This window comes from Streptomyces sp. I05A-00742, assembly GCF_013055795.1.
In the GTDB taxonomy this organism is placed as follows: domain Bacteria; phylum Actinomycetota; class Actinomycetes; order Streptomycetales; family Streptomycetaceae; genus Streptomyces.
Genome location: NZ_JABETO010000010.1, coordinates 135,679 through 154,929, shown reverse-complemented (window position 1 = coordinate 154,929; position 19,251 = coordinate 135,679). Strand labels below are relative to the sequence as shown.

At 72.7% G+C, this 19,251-nt stretch carries 17 protein-coding genes and 3 tRNA genes; 7 read left to right on the top strand and 13 right to left on the bottom strand.

The window, feature by feature from the left end:
• Positions 1-127 precede the first annotated feature (127 nt).
• From HN013_RS12925 to HN013_RS12915, 3 genes are all read left to right on the top strand, one after another.
• Positions 128-769, top strand: coding sequence for a hypothetical protein (locus tag HN013_RS12925; RefSeq protein ID WP_171166228.1), 642 nt, complete (start codon positions 128-130; stop codon positions 767-769).
• Between the two features lie 19 nt (positions 770-788).
• A complete protein-coding gene (locus HN013_RS12920) occupies positions 789-1,451 on the top strand; it encodes a class F sortase (protein WP_171166227.1) in 663 nt (220 codons plus the stop codon).
• A 163-nt stretch (positions 1,452-1,614) separates the two neighbouring features.
• On the top strand, positions 1,615-2,664 hold the full coding sequence (locus tag HN013_RS12915) for a glycoside hydrolase family 6 protein (protein WP_171166226.1): 1,050 nt from the start codon (positions 1,615-1,617) through the stop codon (positions 2,662-2,664).
• Positions 2,665-2,676: 12 nt separating this feature from the next.
• Here HN013_RS12915 and HN013_RS12910 read toward each other — a convergent pair whose 3' ends face one another.
• The 4 genes from HN013_RS12910 to HN013_RS12895 all read right to left on the bottom strand — a co-directional run bounded on the left by HN013_RS12910 (position 2,677) and on the right by HN013_RS12895 (position 7,630).
• Positions 2,677-4,701, bottom strand: a complete 2,025-nt coding sequence (locus tag HN013_RS12910; RefSeq protein WP_171166225.1) for a kelch motif-containing protein — start codon at positions 4,699-4,701, stop codon at positions 2,677-2,679.
• Positions 4,698-6,563 carry a glycosyltransferase family 2 protein gene (locus HN013_RS12905; protein ID WP_171166224.1) on the bottom strand — a complete coding sequence of 622 codons (1,866 nt, stop codon included), beginning with the start codon at positions 6,561-6,563 and terminating at the stop codon, positions 4,698-4,700. The genes HN013_RS12910 and HN013_RS12905 overlap by 4 nt, the downstream gene beginning before the upstream one ends.
• Positions 6,564-6,767: 204 nt before the next feature.
• Positions 6,768-7,454, bottom strand: coding sequence for a FadR/GntR family transcriptional regulator (locus HN013_RS12900; protein WP_171166223.1), 687 nt, complete (start codon positions 7,452-7,454; stop codon positions 6,768-6,770).
• A 102-nt stretch (positions 7,455-7,556) separates the two neighbouring features.
• A tRNA-Lys gene (locus HN013_RS12895) sits at positions 7,557-7,630 on the bottom strand.
• Between the two features lie 377 nt (positions 7,631-8,007).
• Here HN013_RS12895 and HN013_RS12890 point away from each other — a divergent pair.
• Complete coding sequence (locus HN013_RS12890; protein ID WP_171166222.1) at positions 8,008-8,895, top strand: C40 family peptidase; 888 nt, start codon at positions 8,008-8,010, stop codon at positions 8,893-8,895.
• Between the two features lie 46 nt (positions 8,896-8,941).
• Complete coding sequence (locus HN013_RS12885; RefSeq protein ID WP_171166221.1) at positions 8,942-9,601, top strand: nucleoside/nucleotide kinase family protein; 660 nt, start codon at positions 8,942-8,944, stop codon at positions 9,599-9,601.
• A 25-nt stretch (positions 9,602-9,626) separates the two neighbouring features.
• On the opposite strand, the gene HN013_RS12880 is transcribed toward HN013_RS12885, so the two are convergent.
• From HN013_RS12880 to HN013_RS12860, 5 genes are all read right to left on the bottom strand, one after another.
• The gene (locus HN013_RS12880; protein ID WP_171166220.1) at positions 9,627-10,484 is read right to left on the bottom strand and encodes a cytochrome c biogenesis CcdA family protein; all 858 of its coding nucleotides are present in this window, start codon (positions 10,482-10,484) and stop codon (positions 9,627-9,629) included.
• A complete protein-coding gene (locus HN013_RS12875) occupies positions 10,481-11,410 on the bottom strand; it encodes a thioredoxin domain-containing protein (protein ID WP_171166219.1) in 930 nt (309 codons plus the stop codon). Before HN013_RS12875 ends, HN013_RS12880 begins: the two co-directional genes overlap by 4 nt.
• Positions 11,411-11,486: 76 nt before the next feature.
• A complete protein-coding gene (locus tag HN013_RS12870) occupies positions 11,487-11,903 on the bottom strand; it encodes a hypothetical protein (RefSeq protein ID WP_171166218.1) in 417 nt (138 codons plus the stop codon).
• Between the two features lie 84 nt (positions 11,904-11,987).
• A tRNA-Lys gene (locus HN013_RS12865) sits at positions 11,988-12,061 on the bottom strand.
• 85 nt (positions 12,062-12,146) lie between these two features.
• Complete coding sequence (locus HN013_RS12860) at positions 12,147-12,908, bottom strand: IclR family transcriptional regulator C-terminal domain-containing protein (RefSeq protein WP_171166217.1); 762 nt, start codon at positions 12,906-12,908, stop codon at positions 12,147-12,149.
• Between the two features lie 294 nt (positions 12,909-13,202).
• Between HN013_RS12860 and HN013_RS12855 the strand changes: the two genes are divergently transcribed.
• Positions 13,203-14,315: an LLM class flavin-dependent oxidoreductase gene (locus HN013_RS12855; RefSeq protein ID WP_171166216.1), complete on the top strand. Its 1,113-nt coding sequence runs from the start codon at positions 13,203-13,205 to the stop codon at positions 14,313-14,315.
• Positions 14,316-14,504: 189 nt separating this feature from the next.
• Here HN013_RS12855 and HN013_RS12850 read toward each other — a convergent pair whose 3' ends face one another.
• Positions 14,505-16,298: an EAL domain-containing protein gene (locus HN013_RS12850; RefSeq protein WP_171166215.1), complete on the bottom strand. Its 1,794-nt coding sequence runs from the start codon at positions 16,296-16,298 to the stop codon at positions 14,505-14,507.
• Positions 16,299-16,714: 416 nt separating this feature from the next.
• Between HN013_RS12850 and HN013_RS12845 the strand changes: the two genes are divergently transcribed.
• Positions 16,715-17,932 carry a M6 family metalloprotease domain-containing protein gene (locus tag HN013_RS12845; protein ID WP_171166288.1) on the top strand — a complete coding sequence of 406 codons (1,218 nt, stop codon included), beginning with the start codon at positions 16,715-16,717 and terminating at the stop codon, positions 17,930-17,932.
• 95 nt (positions 17,933-18,027) lie between these two features.
• Here the strand turns inward: HN013_RS12845 and HN013_RS12840 are convergent.
• The 3 genes from HN013_RS12840 to HN013_RS12830 form a co-directional block, all read right to left on the bottom strand.
• Positions 18,028-18,101: transfer RNA gene (locus HN013_RS12840), tRNA-Lys, on the bottom strand.
• A 17-nt stretch (positions 18,102-18,118) separates the two neighbouring features.
• A complete protein-coding gene (locus HN013_RS12835) occupies positions 18,119-18,691 on the bottom strand; it encodes a bifunctional DNA primase/polymerase (protein WP_171166214.1) in 573 nt (190 codons plus the stop codon).
• 144 nt (positions 18,692-18,835) lie between these two features.
• Positions 18,836-19,213, bottom strand: a complete 378-nt coding sequence (locus HN013_RS12830; protein WP_171166213.1) for a hypothetical protein — start codon at positions 19,211-19,213, stop codon at positions 18,836-18,838.
• Positions 19,214-19,251 lie beyond the last annotated feature (38 nt).

Here is a 19,251-nt window from a genome sequence, read left to right as displayed (position 1 = left end):
GGACCGGATGCCCGCCGTCCGGGCGGTACGGACATCCGGTTCGTCACCGATTGGAGTAACGGGTGCACGGAGCGGATGCGGAGCGCGTCCCCGACAGGTGAACTTCTGAGGTATCAGGAGGTTCATCATGGTTTCAGTCCGCTCCGCACTCTGTGGTGCGCTGGCGGCGGTCGCCGTCGGTGCCGCTCCCGCCCATGCCCTCGATGATCCCGTGACCGCCAGGACCGGAACGGTCGAAATCATCCCCGTCACCACCAAGCCCGGGGCCGACGTGCGAGTGCGCGTCGCCGGGTGCACCGGCGATCGCGCCACGGCCGTCTCGGAGGCGTTCGTGACCGATGCCAAGCTCACCAGGGACACCACCGGCCACGTCGCCGAGGCCACGGTCCGCTCCACCACCACCGCCGGGACCTACCCGGTCAAGATCAGCTGCGACGGGCGGGACGGCGTCGCCGAAGGGCAGCTGATCATCGTCCCGGACGCCGGCGCCGCCTCCCTCACCGAGGGCCGTGACGGGCGCGACGGTCACGACGGCCATGACGGGCGGGGCCACGAGGGCCTGGACGGCCACGGCACGCTCGCCGGGGCGGACCACGACCACGACCACGGCGTCCCCGTCGCACCGGTCCCGGCCGGGGGCGGTGGCACCGCGCCCCTCGCCGCCTCCGGCTCGCCCGGCACCCCGGGCCTCGTGGTCGGCGGTGTCGGCGTGGCGATCGCCGGCGGTCTGATCTGGTACCGCCGACGTACCGAAGCGGGCAGGCGGTGAGCGGAAGCGACCGGGTGCCATGTCCGAACCACGTGCCAGCGGCCACGGCCGCCTGTTGACGGGCCTGGCCTGGGCCGCCCTGCTGCTCGCCCTGTGGCTGTGGGGCCGCGAGGCCACCGAGGTGCCCGCCACGACCTGGCCCGCCACCGGCGATGTGGCCGCCGCCGGCCGCCCGCCCGTGCGGGAGCTGCCCCCGCCGCACGCCCCGCTGCCCGGCGCCCAGCCGGAGCGGCTGGCCGTCCGGGCCATGGGGCTGAGCGCCCCGATCGAGGGCCACGGCCTGACGCCGCAGGGGGCCGTGGAGCCCCCGGCGTACGACCGGGCCGGCACCGTCGCCTGGTACCGGGGCGGCCCGCAGCCCGGCAGCCTCGGCGCGGCCGTGCTCGTCGGACACGTGGACACCGAACGGTCGCCCGCCGTCTTCTACGACCTCGCCGGCCTCCAGCGCGGCGAGACGGTCACCGTCACCCGGGTGGACGGCTCCACCGCCGACTTCACCGTCGAGGACGTCACCGTCTTCACCAAGGACCGGTTCGACGCGGCGAAGGTCTACGGCCCCCGTGACGCCACCCGGGCCGAACTCCGGCTGATCACCTGCGGCGGCGACTACGACCGGACCCGGCGCGAGTACAGCGCCAATGTGGTCGTCTCCGCCTACCTGACCGGAAGCGGACGGGCCTGAACCGGACGGGAACCGGCAATTGTGCTCCGACAGAGCGATCTGTCGTCATGTCATGAGATGACTGCCCACGATCGTGGACACGCTGTGCCAGCATGGGGACGACCGGTTCATTGTCCCGAGGGGACCCGAGGCGTCTCCCGGAAGTACTTCCAAGGGGGAGTGGATGTACGGCAGTCACACCGGCCACACCCGCCGAGCCCGTACGGCCCTGATCCGTACGGCCACCGCGGTGGGCGCGCTGACGCTCCTGGCCGGCTGCTCCTCCTCCGACGACGAGGCGGCCCCCCGCCCGGAACCCTCCGCGGCCTCCCCCTCGCAGATCCCCCGGGCGCAGTCCCCGTTCTGGGTGAACCCCAACGGCACCGCCGCCCAGCAGGTGTCCCGGCTCCGCAAGGACGGCAAGGAGCAGGACGCCCGGCTGATCGGGCGGATCGCCCAGCAGCCGGTCGCCGAGTGGATCGGCGTGGACGACCCCGAGAGCCAGACCCGCGGCTTCACCGAGGCGGCCGACCGGGCCGACCGGGACGCGCTGCTGGTGCTCTACAACATCCCGCACCGCGACTGCGGCCAGTACTCGCAGGGCGGTGCCGCCGACGGCGACTCCTACCGGGCCTGGCTGGACCGGGCGGCGAGCGGCATCGGCGACCGCAGCGCCACCGTGATCCTGGAGCCCGACGCGCTGCCGCACATGGAGGACGGCTGTACGCCCCAGCAATTCCACGAGGAGCGGTACGCGCTGCTCAAGGAGGCCGTCCACAAGCTGAAGGCGCTGCCGCGGACCAAGGTCTACCTGGACGCGGGCAACCCCAGCTGGGTCACCCCGGCCGACCGGATGGCGGAACCGCTGCGCCGCGCGGGCATCGACCGGGCGGACGGCTTCGCGCTCAACGTCTCCAACTTCCAGACCACCCGGGCCAGCAAGGAGTACGGGCATACGCTCTCGGCGCTGGTGGGCTACAAGCACTTCGTCATCGACACCAGCCGCAACGGGAACGGGCCGCTCTCCGACGGCGACCACGAGAAGGCCTGGTGCAACCCCTCCGGGCGGGCGCTCGGGGAGCCGCCGACCACCCGCACCGGCGACAAGCTGGTGGACGCCTATCTGTGGGTCAAGCGGCCCGGTGAGTCGGACGGCGCCTGCAAGGGCGGCCCCGACGCGGGGGAGTGGTGGGAGACCTACGCCCTGGAGCTGGCCCGCAACGCGCGCTCCTGAGCCCCGGGGCTCCTACTCCTTCTCCTTCTTCTCTTCCTTCTCTTCCTTCTCCTCGGCCTTCTTCTCCGCCGTCGGCACCTTCACCCACACCGCCCCCGACGGGGTGTCCCGCTCGTCGAGCACCATGACCATGTACCACCCGGGCGGCACCAGGGAGGGGTCCTTCGGGAGGGTCACGGTGTAGCGGTCCGCCCCCTCCTTCTTGAGGTCCAGCGCGATCGACCGCTGCTCGATATTGGTGACGTGGGTGAAGGATCCCGGACGGAGCAGCCGCGCCTTGGCGACTCCGTGCGCGGAGGTGATCCGGTAGGTGGTCTTCTCCCCGAGCTTCACCGTCCGCCGGTCGGTGTCCTTGATCTCGGGACGGCTGCCCTTACGGAACAGATAGGGCGGGGTGTAGAGGTCGATCTGCTGCTGGAAGACGCCGGGCTGGGTGTTGTCCTTGTCCCGGAAGAGCGAGTCGGAGCCGAAGGTCATCACCCGTCCGTCGGGCAGCAGCAGCGCGCCGGAGTGGTAGTTGCGGCCCACCAGCGGATCGGCCACCCGGTGGGACGTGTTGGCCCTGGGGTCGTAGAGCTCGGCCTTGAGGATGTTGGAGTTGCCGCGGCCCCGGTAGTCGCCCGAGCCATTGGTGGTGAGCACCGTGTCGTCGGGGAGGATGACGCTGCTGGGGTAGCGGGCCTTGGCGTAGAGGTCGGGGCCGTCGCGGAAGCGGGGGCGCTCGGTGTGCAGGTCGACGATGCGGGTCTTCGCCGTGGACTTCTTGTCCTCGCCGACCCCGCCGCCGCCCAGCACCATGTAGCGCTGGGCCTGGGCGGGCGGCAGCAGGACGGACATGGAGGTCTCCAGCACGTCCGGGTCGCTGATGCCGGGGACCGGGATGAAGGAGTTGTTCCCCAGGTCCCATACGCCGGGGTCGCGGCCCTTGTCGGCCGGACCGTACCCGGCGTTGGAACCGGTGTAGAAGATCTTCCCCTTGTCGGTGAGGAAGAGGGCCGGGTAGGTGGGGAAGAACCGCTCCTGCGGGAGGTAGGTCCACTTCTTGGTCTTCGGGTCGTAGACCTCGTTCTTGCCCGGGACGACCTGCCCGATCTCGTCCAGGCCCGAGACGGAGAGGACCTTGCCGTCCTGAAGGGTGGTCAGCGTCGGGTACCAGCGGGCCTCGTTCATCGGGTCGACGGTGATGTAGCGCTCGGCGACCGGGTCGAACTCGAAGGCGTCCTTGATGCCCTGGAAGTCCTTCTTGTCGAACGAGAGCTTGTTGGCGATGCCGTAGAAGTTGCGGCTGTCGTCGCCCTTGAGGCCCTCGATGCGGTAGTTGTCGGTGAGCCCGGTCTCGTACTCCTGGCCCTGTCGCAGCGCCTCCACATAGACCCGGGCGGTGCTGACGGTGACCTTGACCTTGCCGTCCTTGCCCTGTTCCTTCTTGGCGCGCGGGACGAGGACGCTGTCCTTGGACTCGAAGGTCTTGCCGCTCTGCTTCCCGGTGAACCGGGTGCCGGCCGGGAAGGTCATGGGCTTGTCGGGGTTCTCGTTGTGGACGACCATCAGCCCGCCGGCCCGGGTGACATCGCCCTCCAGCTTCTCGTAGCGCTGGGTGCCGCCCGCCACCAGCAGCTTTCCGTCCGGCAGCTGGGTGTGGCCGGCGCAGAACAGGTCCTTGGGGGTGGGGACGTCCTTGAAGGTGTTCTTCTCGGGGTCCCACAGGACCGTCCGGAAGGTCTTCGCCGCGAAGTTGGCCGCGTTGTTCCCCGAGCCGGCCACCAGCAGCACCTTGCCGGTGTGGAGCAGGGCCGCGTGGATCGTGTTGATCCGGTACTCGTCCGGGACGTCCACGACGTCCCAGTGGCCGTTCTTCTCCTTGTACTCCGGCTGGTTGATCTTGTAGTCGTAGTACTGGTCCGAGGCGTAGCCCCAGATGGCCGGCCCGTTCATGCCCGCCAGGGCGAGGACGACCGCCGCGCCCACCGCCGTGCGGCGGGTGCGGCGGCTGATGCCGAACCTGGCCCGCCCGTCGGACAGGTGCCGGAGTCTCATGTCTGGGCCCCCTCGGGCTGCTTGCCGTGGCGCGCGGTCCACCACCAGGCGACGACCGGCGCGACCGTGATGACGACGGCCAGGGCCGCCCAGGTGCGCATCGCCACATGGGTGTGGCCGAGGAAGACCGAGGCCACCAGTGAACCGCCGAAGATCAGAAGAAAGAACAGATGGATGCGGAAGGTGCCGAAGAGGGTGTCCGGACTGGCCGAGTCGCCCTTGGGTGTCACCACGAACCTGCTCCTGCGACGCAGCACCGCGTCCAGGAGCGAGCGGGCGTAGATCGGGGCGGAGAGCGCGGACATCACCATTCCGGCGACCCCGCCGGAGCCCTCGGGCTCGTGCGGGGAGACGTTGTGCCGGCGGTTCCAGATGTAGAGGCCGATCTGGAGGGCGGCGGCGTCGCTGTAGAGCATCATCCAGATCTGGGAGTCGATCTGGATGCCGGCGGCGCCCATGCCCAGGAAGAGCGTGCAACTGAGGGCGCCGAGCATCCAGTTGACCGCAGTCATCGGGTAGTAGATGACCATCAGGGTGTAGTTGAGGAAGGTGCCGGGCGACAGGGTGAAGGGGCCCTTCCAGTACTGCTTGATGATCGTCTCGTAGGTGCCCCGGGACCAGCGCAGCTGCTGGGTGAAGAAGTCGGTCCAGGCGTTCGGGCCCTCCCCGACGGCCAGCACGTCGGGCGTGTAGACGGAGCGCCATTTGCGTCGGGTGGCCGGGTTGCGGTGGCGGTGGAGCTCGAAGCCGGTGGCCATGTCCTCGGTGATGGAGTCGTAGAGGCCGCCGATGCCCTTGAGAGCGCTGATGCGCACCACGTTGTTGGTGCCGACGAACATGGGGGCGCCGTAACGGTTGCCCGCGCGCTGGATGAGGGCATGGAAGAGGAACTGCTGGCTCTCGGCGGCCTTGGTGACCGCCCCGTCGTAGTTCCCGTACACCTGTGGTCCAACGACAAAGGCGACATCAGGGTCACGGAAGTAACCGAGCATGCGCTCCAGGAAGTTGGGCAGCGGCACATGATCGGTGTCGACGGAGGCGAAGAAGTCGTAGTCGTCGCCGTGCGCGTCCAGCCAGGCGTTGTAGTTGCCGTGCTTGGTCCTGGCCCGGTGCGGGCCCTTGGGCCGGTTCCACTTCTCCACCCCCTTGCGGGTGAAGTGACGCACCCCCAGCCGGGCGCACACCGCCTTGACCTCCGGGTCGTCGCCCTCGTCGAGGAGCCAGACGTGTACGGGGCCGCGGTGGCGGACCCGGACCGCGGCCTCCAGGGTCCGGGTGACCATCCCGATCGGCTCCTTGCCCGGCACGAACGAGGTGAGGAAGGCGACCCGGGTCCCGGTCTCGGGGACGACGGGTATCGGGTCGCGCGCGACCAGGGTGGCGTGGGCGTTGGAGACGACGTTCAGGGTGCGGAAGAGCTCGATGAGGCCGATGGACACCAGCATCACCAGGTCGAGGGCGCGCATCAGCGGGGTGGCGTGGTCGCGCTGGGTCCAGTGGGCGGGCTGCATCAGCCAGAGCAGCAGGACCACGGAGACGACGGGGGCCGCGCCCAGCAGGAGCGCGGCCCGGACGCGGTGCGGCTCGTCGGCCAGCAGGCTGCGGTAGCGCACGGTGTACGGACCGTCCCCCGGGCGGGTGAGCGGGCCGGCCAGCCGGCTGTAGTGCTCGTAGTCGTACCGGGGGTGGCCGGGCCGGGCCGGGCGGAGCCGTCCGGGCGGCCCGGCCGGGGATCTCCGGCGCGCGTCGTCCGGGCCCGGCGGCGCGGGGATGCGCAGCCGGGTGGTGATCTCCGGATCGCGGGGCGGATCGTGCGGATCGTACGGGATCTGCCGCCGCGCGTCGGCAGGCGTGGACGTCATGATTCATTCCCCCCACACGCAGGAGCCCTGCGTGGTACGCCAGTACATGAACCCGGGCCGACCCCCCTCGGCCGGGCGCGGATGCTCCGGCACCGGCTCCCTCCGGTGCCTCCCGGCTCACGGCTCGCGCAGTGAGATCGGGATCACAACCGCCGTTCAGGATCTCGGACGCCACTTCATGATCGCAAGGGTTAAACGAGGTGTTTACCGGGCAAAGCGGTACTCCAGTCGGAGACGCGTACGAATGTCGCAGAAGTGATCGCGGATGGCCTTTTCCGTTCGTGCGGTGTCACCGGCCCGCACCGCCGAGACGATCTCCCGGTGCCGGGCGCAGACGGCCCGCGGGTCGGCGGCCTGCTGGGTCAGTCCGGCCCGCACCTGGCGGAAGGCGTGCCAGTACGCCTCCGGCACCGCGTCGAGCAGGGGGTTGTCCAGCCCCCGGCAGAGGGCCGCGTGGAAGGCCCGGTCGGTCTCCGTGCGGACCGGGCCCGCCAGGGTCTCGTCCTCCATCCGGGCGACGATCGCGTCGAGCTCGGCCAGGTCCGCCTCGCGCACCTGCCCGGCGAGCCGGGGGGCCAGCCCCGCCTCCACCGCCTCCCGCAGCTCCAGCAGCTGGAGCAGGCTGTCCTCGCCGCGGTGGTGGCCCGCGACGGTGCGGAACACGAGCCCGTCGACCACGGGGGCCATGGTCATCGGGCCCACGTAGGTGCCGTAGCCGTGCCGGATCTCCACGATGCCCATCGCCTGGAGCGCCTTCAGCGCCTCGCGCACACAGGTGCGGCCCGTCCCCAGCAGCTCGGTCAGCTCCCGTTCGGTGGGCAGGGGCGCTCCCGGGGGCAGCCGGCCGTCGATGATGAGCTTCTTGATCCGTTCCAGAAGGTCACTGGCCATTGGGAGACAGTGCCCTGCCGCAGGGCGCTTGGCCAGCACACGAAAGCCTTGGGGAATGCCGAGAGGCCCCTCACGGTGAGTGAGGGGCCTCTCGGCTGTCTGTGCGCCGCCAGGGACTCGAACCCCGGACCCGCTGATTAAGAGTCAGCTGCTCTAACCAACTGAGCTAGCGGCGCCTGCTGACGGAGAAAACTCTACCTCACTCCTGAGGGTGCCGATGACCACCCTGGCGGAGTACAGGGCCCGCCCGCCGGCCGGCGGTTCCGTCCCCGCCCAGGTCGGAGGCCCGGCGGTGCGGCGCGAGGTGCGGGGGGCGCGGACCGTTGAGAAGCTGTCCGAACGGCGCACCGGGCCCTCGGACGCGAGCCCGGCGGCGACCCCGGGCGAGAGCGAAAGGCGGCGGAAGGTGCGGACACGGGCGAGTGAACCGATACCCGGTGGCCGTGCGCGCGACGGGTGCGCACGGCCGGGGCGGCTGCCCCGCACGGCCCGGAGCGCTGCACAGAGTGACGGCGGGCGGAGCTTCCGGAAACGCGGCGTCCGGGGTGCCGTCGTGGCGGCGGTGGGCGCGGCCGTGATAGCCGGCTCGGGTCCGGCCCCCGCCCCGGCGGACGGTCCGCCGGGCCTCGTCCCCGCCGCGCAGGACGCGGTCCCGCACGGGGCGTCGGCGCCGGCCCGGGGCGTTTACGGGGGGACGATCGCCGTCCCGTCCCCGGACGACGGGACGCTCGGGGACGGGACGGCCGCGGCGGCGGACGGGGACGGGGCCGAGGAGGGCGTCGAGGAGGGCGTCGAGGGGGGCGTCGAGGAGGGGGAGCGCGCCGGGGACGGGACCGTGGGCCTGCCGGAGTCCGGGGCGGAAGAGGTGGAGGGCGCGGAGGGGACTGAGGGGGAGACGGGGGTGCTTCCGGAGGCGCCTGATTCCCCGGAGTTCCCGGAGGCGGCGCCGGACGCGGAGGCCGTTCCCGCCGAGCCGGTCCTGCCCGGCCAGGAGGCCTTCCCGGACGAGCCGTCGGCCCCGGAGGCCTGGGCGGCTCCCGGAGAAGCGGACGCCGCGGCCGCCGCCAAGGGCCTGGAGGCGGCCGTCACATACGCGCTGGCGCACGTCGGCGACCCGTACGCCCTGGGCGGGAAGGGGCCGCACCGCTGGGACTGCTCCGGACTCGTACAGGAGGCGTACCGCCGGGCGGGCGTACGACTGCCGCGTATCGCCGCGGATCAGTACCGGGCCACGGCACGGATTCCGCGGAGCGCCCTGCGCCGGGGGGACCTGGTCTTCTGGTCGCGGGACGGCAAGGCGGCCGGGGTCCACCATGTGGCGATCTACCTGGGCGGCAGCCAGTACCTGGAGGCGGCCCGGCCGGGCACCAAGGTCAGGGTCTCCACCTTCTCGCGCTACAACCCGAACCTGTTCGGGCGGGTGCGGCTGCCGAAGAAGTGACGGCCCCCGGTCCCTGCCCCGTCCGCCCCGCCCGTACGCTGCCGGGATGGCACTCGACGAGCTCGCCGCCGACGCCTGGCGGCTGACCGGTGACGGTGACGGCCGCGCCCTCCTCGGCATCGCGGGACCGCCCGGCGCCGGGAAGTCCACGTTCGCCCGCGCCCTCGTCGCGGAGCTGGAGCGGCGCCACGGCGCGGGCACGGCCGCCTACCTGCCGCTGGACGGCTTCCACCTCTCCAACGCCCAGCTCGCCCGGCTCGGGCTGACCGACCGCAAGGGCTCCGCGCCGAGCTTCGACGTCCGGGGCTACGCGGCGCTGCTCCGGCGGGTCGCCGAGGAGCGCGGGCACGACGTCTACGTACCGGACTACGACCGCACGCTGCACGAGCCGGTCGCCGCGCGCCACGTCGTGCGGCCCGCGGCGCGGCTGGTCGTGACGGAGGGGAACTACCTGGCCTGCGACATCCCGGGGTGGCGGGAGGCCCGCCGGTGGCTGGCCGCGGTCTGGTACCTGGAGACGGCCGACGAGCTGCGCGCGGGGCGCCTGGTGGAACGGCAGCTGGCGGGCGGCCGGGACGTGGCGGGGGCGCGGGCGTGGGTGCGGGGCAACGACGAGCCCAACGCGGAGCTGGTGAAGGCGGCCCGGGGGAACAGCGACCGGGTCATCGGGCACTTCGCGCTGGAGCACGGCCCGTCCGGCGGGTGAGGGGGGCGGCCCCACCCCCGCGGGCTCATGCCGACTCCTCCCGGACCTTTTCGGGTTCCTCCCCGGCCTTGGGGCGCCGGAACGCGATCCGGGCCAGCACGCCCGCCACGACGAGCGCGACCACGATCAGCAGGACCTGGTCGGGCACGGCGTTGCCGACGCGGGAGACGGTCTCCTCCAGGCTCGCCTCCTGGTCGGCGTCGAGCGGACCGGACAGGCCGGTCGTCCCGTCGTAGCACAGGAAGAGGACGCCGATCCCGATGAAGAACAGGCCGGACAGGAGGGACGTCGTGTGCAGGCGCAGCCGTCCCAGCCGCAGCTCTCGGCCGCGCAGCCAGGGCCGGGTGCCCAGCCGGAAGCGGTCCCAGAACACGGCGAGGACGAACAGCGGCAGCGCCATGCCGAGGGCGTAGACGGCGAGCATGGCGGCTCCCTGTACCGCCTCGCCGCGCATGGCCGTCATGGCCAGGACCGAGCCGAGGATCGGTCCCGCGCAGAAGCCGGCCAGTCCGTACACACAGCCCAGCAGGTAGGTGGAGGCCGCGGTGCGCGGGGTGATGCGGCCGGCCGCCGCCTGTGCCGTCCGCGACGCGAAGCCGAGGCCGAGGATCTGGGCGGCGCCCAGGGCGATGACGATCCACCCGCCGGCCGCCACGAGCGCCTCCCGGTGGCCGTTGAAGAGCCGGCTGGCGGCGGAGGAGGCCGCGCCCAGCGGGACGAGCGTGGTGGCCAGGCCGAGGTAGAAGACGCCGGTCCGGGCCAGCAGCCGGCCCGGGCTCGCGAGCGAGTAGGCGAAGAACGCCGGCAGCAGCAGGGCGCTGCACGGGCTGACCAGGGCGAGGACGCCGCCGAGGAACGCGGCGAGGTAGCCGATGTCGGTCATTCGCCCGCCCGGCCCTTCGCCTTCTTGGCGTCCTTCGCTTCCTTCGCGGCCTTCGCCTGCGCGATGGCGGCCTCGAACTCCTTCAGCGGCTGGGCGCCGGCGAGGGGCCGGCCCCCGACGAGGAAGGACGGGGTGCTGCTGACCCCGAGCCGGTAGCCCTCCGACTGGTCCTTCTTGACGGCGTCTTCGGACGCGGAGCTGTTCATGTCGGCGCGGAAACGGTCGAGGTCGCGGACGCCCGCCGTCCGGGCCATGTCGACGAGCCTGCCCTCGGCGAGGGCGTCCCCCTTGCGGGTCTTGGCGTACAGCTCGTCGTGGAACTGCCAGAAGCGGCCCTGCCGGCCGGCCGCCCAGGAGGCACGGGCGGCGCGCTGCGAGGGATCGCCGAAGATCGGGAAGTTGCGGAACTCGATCCGCAGGACGCCCTGGTCCACATACTTCTTGATCAGTTCCGGCTGGCTGTCACGGGTGAACTTGCCGCAGAACGAGCACTGGTAGTCCGCGTACTCGACGAGCACCACGGGCGCGTCGGGCCTGCCGACGGCGAGCGGGTCGTCCTTGGCGCGCCGGCTGGTGGCCTGTTCGGCCTCGTCGAAGAGGGGCTGCTGGGGGTCGGCGGAGGGCCCGGACGACGCCGAGGCGGACGGTTTGCGGCTGCCGTCGCCCGAGCCGTCGGCGATGGCGATGCCCGCGGCGACGGCGGCCACGACCAGGGCGACGCCCGCGCCGGCGGCGGCGAGGCGGCGGGTGGTGGTGCCGGGGGTCTGCGGGCCCTTCTTGGGCTGTGGGCCCTTTCGGGACTTCTGGTTCTTCGTGCTCTTCTGGGCCTTCTGGGACTTTTGGTTCTGCTGGTCCTTCTGACTCTTCTGGTTCTTCTGGGAAGCCGGCTGCTTCTTGGGGGACAACTGCTCGGGGGAAGGCGACATGAGGGTCAAAGCTCCGTGGGTCTCGGCGAATCCAGGCATGCCGGAGTACGGCCCGGCGCGGGCCGTACGGGCGGGTCTAGATCCGCAGGACGGGGAGGAGCTCGGCGCAGCCGGCGACCGGTACGGGCGGGGCCCGGGGTGCGCGGGCCCGGGGTGCCGGAGTCCGGGGGAGCGGCGTGCGCGCGGTGGCGGACGCGGTGAGCGGGTCGGTGGGGGCGTGCGGGACGACGGCCTCCGTGCCCTTCAGCGGCACGTCGTGGGGGCGGCAACTCCCGCCGTCACCGTCGTGGGCGACCGCGCCGGGCGCGGCGTGGACGGCGGGTCCGTCCTGGGTGCGTGACGCGGCGAGCGGCCGGGACGCGTCGGCCCGGATGGTGCCGTCGGAGGCGGCCGGGGCCGCGGCGGAGACGCCGGTGAGGCCCGTGAAGCCGAAGAGGGCCACGAGGAGCAGCAGCATCAGGCCGGCTGCCGAGGGGCGGCGCCGCTGGGGCACGTGGCTGCTCCTTTCTCCATGACCGGTTCCCGCACACACTACGCAGAAGGCCCCTCACCTGAGTGAGGGGCCTTCTGCTGTCGGTGCGCCGCCAGGGACTCGAACCCCGGACCCGCTGATTAAGAGTCAGCTGCTCTAACCAACTGAGCTAGCGGCGCTCGCTGACGGGATAAATACTACCTGGTCCCGAGCGGTGCTTCGCACCAGCCGCTGCTCAGGGCCCCGCGAGCCCCGTGGGCCCCTTCAGTGCAGGGCGAGGGAGAGCAGCATCGGGGCGGCGTGCCGGTTCAGCGCGTCCGCCGCCTGGCGCAGCCGGTGGGCGTGGGCGAGCGGGAGGGAGAGGGCGAGCGAGCCGACCCGCTTGCCAGCGGTGATCGGGACGGCGGCGCAGACCGTGCCCAGCGCGTACTCCTGGAGGTCGAGGACGGGCACGCTGGCGGGCTGGGCGGCGAGCCGGGTGAGCAGCGTCTTCTCGTCGGTGATCGTCCGGGAGGTGAACCGGGCGGTCCGGTGCCGGGAGAGGTGGTCGCGCCGGTCGTCGTGGTCGAGCTGGGTGAGCAGGCACTTGCCGAGGGCGCTCGCGTGGGCGGCCGTGCGGAAGTCCACCCACTCGTTCACGCGGGGCGTGCCGGGCCCGTCCGCGTACTGGGTGATCCGGACCTCGCCGTCGACGTACCCGCTGAGGTAGACGGCCGCCCCGATGGTGTCGCGCAGCCGGGTGAGCGCCCGCTGGAGCCGGTCGGTGAGGGCCGCGTCGCGGTCGCCGCCCGTGCCGAGCAGGGCGAGCGCCGGTCCGGCGGCGTACGCGTCGTCGCCGGCCCGTACCACGTACCGCTCGCGGTGGAGCATCGCCAGCAGGTGGGCCAGGCGGCCCGGGGGCAGGCCGGTCTCCCGGGCGAGCTGGGCCTCGCTCACCCCTCCCGTGTACTTGGTGACCGTCTCCAGGACGCGCAGGGCGTGCTGCACCGAGTGGAACGGTGTGATCGGCTCGGGCTTGAGCGCCACGGTCTCCCCTTGGCTGGTCGCGCGGGTGTTCCGCTTCTCACGATAGGACGAACGGGCCCGTCCGGAGAGGGTGTTGCGGAGAACGGAAGCGGACCCTACCGCTCTGGGCTGTGGCGCTGGTCGGCGGCATATGCCGACAGCATGAAGCGGGCGGGCGGGGCGGCGGGAATAAAGCGGAGTCTCTCTCCGGTTGCCTTCCGCGAGACCGGCGGAGCAGCGCGCCCGGTGCAGGGAACAGGGGACCCGGCAGCGGGCGACGCGCACCGCGCGACACGAGCAGGGAGGCGGGCCACCGTGGCCGACGCGCACGACGAGATCATCCGGGCGACCCCTCGGGGACGGGCGCCCGTACCGCTGTCCGTGCTGGACCTGGCCACCGTGGGCAGCGGCAGGACCGCGCGGCAGGCGCTGGGGACCACCGTCGAGCTCGCCCACCGCACCGAGCGGCGCGGATTCCACCGCTACTGGGTCGCCGAGCACCACTCGATGCCGGGCGTCGCCAGTTCCTCGCCCGCCGTGATCCTGGCCCACCTGGCGGCCCGGACGGAGCGGATCCGGCTCGGTTCCGGCGGGGTGATGCTGCCCAACCACGCGCCGCTGGTGATCGCCGAGCAGTTCGGCACGCTGGAGGCGTTCGCGCCGGGGCGGATCGATCTGGGCCTCGGGCGCGCACCCGGCACGGACGGCGCCACCGCCGCCGCCCTGCGCCGGGCGGACCAGCTCGCGGAGGGGGCGGACGAGTTCCCGCAGCAGCTCTCCGAGCTGATCCGCTTCCTCGACGACGACTTCCCGGACGGGCACCCCTACGCACGGATCCACGCCGTGCCGGGACCGGTCCAGGGCCGGGTGCCCGGCGGGGTCCAGCGGGCCGACCGGCCCTCCGTCTGGCTGCTCGGCTCCTCCGGCTTCAGCGCCCGGCTGGCCGGGGCGCTCGGGCTGCCCTTCTCCTTCGCCCACCACTTCTCGGCGGCGAACACCGTGCCCGCCCTCGACCTCTACCGCTCCTCCTTCCGGCCGTCGGCCGTCCTCGACCGCCCCTACGCCAAGATCGGCGTCCAGGCGCTCGCGGCGGACGACCCGGCGGAGGCACGGCGGCAGGTGCTCACCGGGGCCCTGTCCATGCTGCGGCTGCGCCGCGGACGGCCGGGCCTGGTGCCGTCGCCCGAGGAGGCGGCGGCGTACGAATTCACCGACGTGGAGCGGGACTTCGTCGACGACTGGCTGCGGAACGTCGTCTACGGCACGCCGGACGAGGTCCGGGAGGGGCTGGACGCCCTGGTGCGCCGGACGGGCGCCGACGAGCTGATGATCACGGCGAACGTGCACGGCGCGGACGCCCGGCTGCGCAGCTACGACCTGATCGCGGACGCGTACGGGATGCCGGGCGGCGCGGAGGCCCAGGGCTAGTCCGGTGGGGTGGGTCGGTGGCGCGCTGTCGGGGGTGGGGGGACTTGGCCCCTGGCCCACCCTTTCACCGTTTCTCGGGGGCTCCGCCCCCGAACCCCCGAGCCCGAGGACAGCGCGGTACGCGTCCTCCAGCCGCGACGGGGGCCCGAACCCCGAGCCCGAGGACAGCGCGCGCGGCGTGATACGTCCCTAGCGGACGGGGGCAGGGGCAGGGGCGGGCGGCCGGGCACCCGCCCCCGCTCCCAGCAGGGCGGAGATCCGCTCCGCCGCCACCGGCCGTGAGTAGAACCAGCCCTGTCCCGTGTCGCACCCGATCCGCCCCAGCCGCTCCGCCTGTTCCGCGTTCTCCACGCACTCCGCCGTCACGGTCAGCCCCAGCCGGTGCGCCAGTTGCACCAGGGCCTCGACGATGGTCTCGTCGGCCGGGTTCGGCGGTTCGTCGGTGCGGAAGCCGTGCACGAACGAGCCGTCCAGCTTCAGCGTGGAGACCGGGAGTCTGCTGAGGTAGGAGAGGTTGGAGTAGCCGGTGCCGAAGTCGTCGATGGCGATGGCGACGCCCATGTCGCTGAGCCGGCGCAGCTGTTGGAGCGGCCGGCCCGCCGAGCCCATCACCGCCGATTCGGTCAGCTCCAGTTGGAGCAGGCGCGGCGGCAGCCCGGTCTCGGCGAGGATCGCCGCCACGTCCGCGACCAGGTCCGAGTCCCAGACCTGACGGACCGCCACGTTCACGCTCACCACGAGCGGTTCGTCCGGCCGGTCGAGCTGCCAGCGGCGGGCCTGGCGGCAGGCGGTCTCCAGCACCCAGCGGCCGAGCGGCACGATCGCGCCGGTCTCCTCGGCCAGTCCGATGAACCGATTCGGCGAGAGGGTGCCGAACTGCGGGTGGTGCCAGCGCACCAGGGCCTCCACACCGCGGACCACCCCGTCGCCCAGCCCGACCAGCGGCTGGTACTGGAGGACGAACTCGCCGCGCTCGACGGCGGGCCGGAGGGTGCTGGAGAGCGCCTGGCGGGTCATCCGGTGGGCGTTGCGCTCCGGGTCGAAGAGCGCCCAGCGTGCCTTGCCGTCCGCCTTCGCCCAGTACAGCGTGGTGTCGGCGGCCTGCATCAGCTCGGTGGCGTGCGTCCCTGCGGCCTCGCGCTCGACGACGCCGATGCTCGCCGAGACCGCCAGCCGCTGCCCGTCCACCTCGAACGGCCGCTGGAGCGCGGCCTGGACGGCCCCGGCGAGGGCGACCAACTGCTCCGTGCCGGCCGACTCCTCGACGAGCAGCGCGAACTCGTCGCCGCCCAGCCGCGCCACCAGGTGGCCGCCCTCGGCCGCGCAGTCGCGCAGCCGCCGGGCCACCGCGCCGAGCAGCCGGTCGCCGGCGCGGTGACCGAGGGTGTCGTTGACGGCCTTGAAACCGTCGAGGTCCAGGTAGCACAGGCCGATCCGGCCCCGGCCGTCCTCCGCGAGGGACGCCGCCGCCAGCGCCGCGGCCAGCCGCTCGAAGAACAGGCTGCGGTTGGGCAGCCGGGTCACCGGGTCGTGCATCCGCAGATGGCGCAGCCGGGCGCGCAGATCGCGGCGTTCGCTGATGTCGGCGACCGACAGCAGGGTGTCACGGGTGCCGGGCAGCGGGGTGACGGTGACCTCGGCCCAGACCGACCGTCCGCCGGGGCGCCGGAGACGGCGCGTGCAGTTGAGCCTGGCCCTGCGTCCTGCCAGCACTTCCCGGTACGCGTTCCAGGTCCGGGAGTCCTCGCGCAGTCCGGTGAACTCCGCGGCGGGACAGTCGTGGAGCCGGGCCGGGTCGGTGCCCAGCAGCGCTCCGAGGGCGTCGTTGGCGACGCGCACCAGGCCGTCGGACCCGACGACGGCCATCCCCAGATGCGCGGCCCGGAAGGCAGCGCGGAAATCATCCGCGTTGACGTGACGTTGTGTGACGACGGGCGCCGCCGCACCCGGCACGCCGCCCTGGCCGTCGAGGGTTCCGCTCACCGCTCGCTCCCGCGTGGCAATCGTTCCGCACAGTGCCGTGCGGCTTTCATGAGACTCGTACGCGTGGTCGAATTGACGGCATATGGCCGCCGGTTGGGGCAATCCATGCTGCAAATGTGGCGATCATAGGGCTCGTACGGGGCCCGTTCCAGCGGCCGGGTCTCGATCAGGGGAGCCGCGGTCCTGGATCCGACCGTTTCTGCACGTCCATGCCCGCTCTGGGCCGAGGCTGCAAGGGCGTGCATCTCGATGTCATCTCGATTGACCGTCCGTGACTGAGTGTGATGTACCCAGAAGTCGGCCCCGTCACTCGACCGGGGGACCGGAACAGGGCATAACGCTACAAATCGCCCGAGGGTGGGAGAGGTGTCCCGAATCCTTCCCGGGAGGTCGACGTGGTGCGTCCGCAGACACCCATGGGGGTGGAACGGTCAGGGCTGCGCCGGCTGGGCGCCATGCTGACCTGCCTGTGCGCCATCGCCGCCACCCTGGTGGCGGGCCCCGCCCGGGCGGCGGGACCGGGCGGCCCCTGCGCACTGCCGCGCAGCGACGCCCACCACTCCGAGGGACTGGACACCTGGAACCCGTCCTACCCGCGCGCCGTGGGCCGGCTGGACGCCGTCCTGGTCTTCCTCTCGTTCCCCGACTCCCGGCCCGTCGCCACCCCGGCCCAGCTCACGGCGGACCACTTCCCCGGCACCTCCCGTTTCTTCGAGCGGGCCTCCTACGGCCGGTTCTCCGTCCGCCCCCACGCGGTGGACCGGTGGTTCCGGATGCCCCGGCCCTCCACCGCGTACCGGATACAGCGCGACTGGGACGGCGAGCTGCGCACCGCCTACCTGCGGGACGCCATCACCGCCGCGCGCGGAGCCGTCGACTTCGGCCGCTACGGGCTGGTCTACCTGGTCGCCGACCCCGACGCCCCCGGGGTGGACTCCGACGCGACCAAGGTCGTCAACCTCGACCGGCCGCTGGACGTGGACGGCGCCGAGCTGCGCCGGGTCGTCACCGTCTTCGAACACCACCCGCCCGACCGCAACGTCCTCGCCCACGAGACCGGACACGTCCTGGACCTGCCCGACCTCTACCACCGGCCGTCCGAGGGCAAGGGCGACTGGGACACCCATGTCGGCGACTGGGACCTCATGGGCAGCCAGTTCGGGCTGGCGTCCGACCCCTTCGGCTGGCACAAGTGGAAGCTGGGCTGGCTCGACGCCCGGCAGGTGGACTGCGTCGCCGGGCGGGGCAGCGGAGTGCACACCCTCCAGCCGCTGGAGGCCCCGATGCGGCCGGGGCAGGACACCCGTACCCGGCTGGTGGTGGCCAGGACCGGGCCGACGAGCGCCGTCGTCGTCGAGGCGCGCACCGCGTCCGGCAACGACGCCGCCACCTGCACGGAAGGGGTGCTGGTCTACCGGGTGGACAGCGAGACGCCCTCCGGCGGCGGGCCCGTCCAGGTGCTGGACGGCCATCCCGACAGCCTGGCCTGCCCCGGCGAGGCCGTCTACCCACCGCTGGCCGACGCGCCGCTCGGGGTGGGGGAGTCCCTGTCCGTGGGGCCGAACGGGGTGCGGGTGGACGTCCGGGGGCGCGCGGCGGACGGGGCGTGGACGGTCCGGGTGACCCGGGGCTGACCTTCTCCGGACGTACTCCGGGCATACGGGCATATGTCGGCATACGGGCAAACGAAAAGATCCCCTCACCGAAGTGAGGGGATCTTCCCTGTCTGTGCGCCGCCAGGGACTCGAACCCCGGACCCGCTGATTAAGAGTCAGCTGCTCTAACCAACTGAGCTAGCGGCGCCTGCTGACGGAGAAACTCTAGCACCCTGATCCGGTGGAAAGAAAATCCGTATGTTTGAGACCGGAACGGGCGGTACGGACGCAGGCCCAGAGCAGGGTGTCGGGCCCCGGCAGCCACGGATGGCGGACGTCCGGGGCGACCACCCAGCGCGCCGTGGGCGGTGTCGGCTCGGTCTCGTCCGGCGGATACAGCGGGGGGACGGTCACGGCGTCGCCCGTCCCCAGACACAGCAGGGGAGGAATGGCCCGGGCCCACTCCTCCCAGCGCAGCAGCGCCGGCAGCCGCTGCGCCGTCCCGGGGGCGGCGAACAGCAGGAGCCGGCCCTGCTGGGCGGCCACCGGGCCGGAGCCGGGCCCGGCCGACCACAGCCGGTCGAGCATCCGGCGGCCGAACAGCGACGGAACGCCGATCACGTCGAACGCCCGCCCGCAGGGCAGCACCAGGGTCGTCCGCGGGTTGTCCGACCACAGTGCCAGGACGCTGCGGGGGAACGGACTGGCCGAGGCGAGCCAGTCGGCACCGGCGGGCGCGACCTGGACGGGCGGCTGCGGGGAGCGGGTGGGGTGCGGATCGCGTGGCCTGGAGTTCATGCCCCCATGGTCGGCTCCGGACCGGGGGCCGGCGGCCGCAGTTCGGCGAACTCGGGACAGCGGCGCCGGCGGTGCGCTAGGTTGTGCGCCGCATATGCCAACGGCCCATGAGCCGGGGCATGGGCCGTCGTGGGAACGAGCCGGTCAGTCGGCCGTTCTGCTGCCGCGCAGCAGTTCGCGGCCGAACTCCACCATCTTCTTGGCATAGTCCTCGCTCCACTCGGCGCGCTCCGCGATCACCGCCATGGGCAGCCGGTCGAACCGCCGGGGATCGGCGAGCTGCGCCGCCGCCACCGCCTGGAACTCCACCGCCCGGTCCGCCGCCGCGCGGAAGGCCAGCGCGAGCTCGGTCGAGCGCGCGAGCAGCTCGCGCGGGTCCTCGATCGATTCGAGGTCGAAGAAGTGCTCGGCCTCCGAGACGGCCTCGGGCGGCTCGAAGAGCAGCGGCGCGGGCTTCAGACGGCGGGTCGCGCCACCGCCCGGGCCGGGAGCCTGTGTCGGCTCGCACTCGCACATGTACATACCTCCAGGATCGTCTGCGCCGCCATCCATTGTCGCGC

Excerpts from the sequence above, each read along its gene's own strand:
- HN013_RS12905 (WP_171166224.1), bottom strand. The coding sequence starts at position 6,563 with ATGACGTCCACGCCTGCCGACGCGCGGCGGCAGATCCCGTACGATCCG.
- HN013_RS12900 (WP_171166223.1), bottom strand. The coding sequence starts at position 7,454 with ATGGCCAGTGACCTTCTGGAACGGATCAAGAAGCTCATCATCGACGGC.
- HN013_RS12920 (WP_171166227.1), top strand. The coding sequence starts at position 789 with ATGTCCGAACCACGTGCCAGCGGCCACGGCCGCCTGTTGACGGGCCTG.
- HN013_RS12830 (WP_171166213.1), bottom strand. The coding sequence starts at position 19,213 with ATGTACATGTGCGAGTGCGAGCCGACACAGGCTCCCGGCCCGGGCGGT.
- HN013_RS12845 (WP_171166288.1), top strand. The coding sequence starts at position 16,715 with ATGGGGGTGGAACGGTCAGGGCTGCGCCGGCTGGGCGCCATGCTGACC.
- HN013_RS12835 (WP_171166214.1), bottom strand. The coding sequence starts at position 18,691 with ATGAACTCCAGGCCACGCGATCCGCACCCCACCCGCTCCCCGCAGCCG.
- HN013_RS12925 (WP_171166228.1), top strand. The coding sequence starts at position 128 with ATGGTTTCAGTCCGCTCCGCACTCTGTGGTGCGCTGGCGGCGGTCGCC.
- HN013_RS12885 (WP_171166221.1), top strand. The coding sequence starts at position 8,942 with ATGGCACTCGACGAGCTCGCCGCCGACGCCTGGCGGCTGACCGGTGAC.
- HN013_RS12915 (WP_171166226.1), top strand. The coding sequence starts at position 1,615 with ATGTACGGCAGTCACACCGGCCACACCCGCCGAGCCCGTACGGCCCTG.
- HN013_RS12910 (WP_171166225.1), bottom strand. The coding sequence starts at position 4,701 with ATGAGACTCCGGCACCTGTCCGACGGGCGGGCCAGGTTCGGCATCAGC.
- HN013_RS12880 (WP_171166220.1), bottom strand. The coding sequence starts at position 10,484 with ATGACCGACATCGGCTACCTCGCCGCGTTCCTCGGCGGCGTCCTCGCC.
- HN013_RS12875 (WP_171166219.1), bottom strand. The coding sequence starts at position 11,410 with ATGTCGCCTTCCCCCGAGCAGTTGTCCCCCAAGAAGCAGCCGGCTTCC.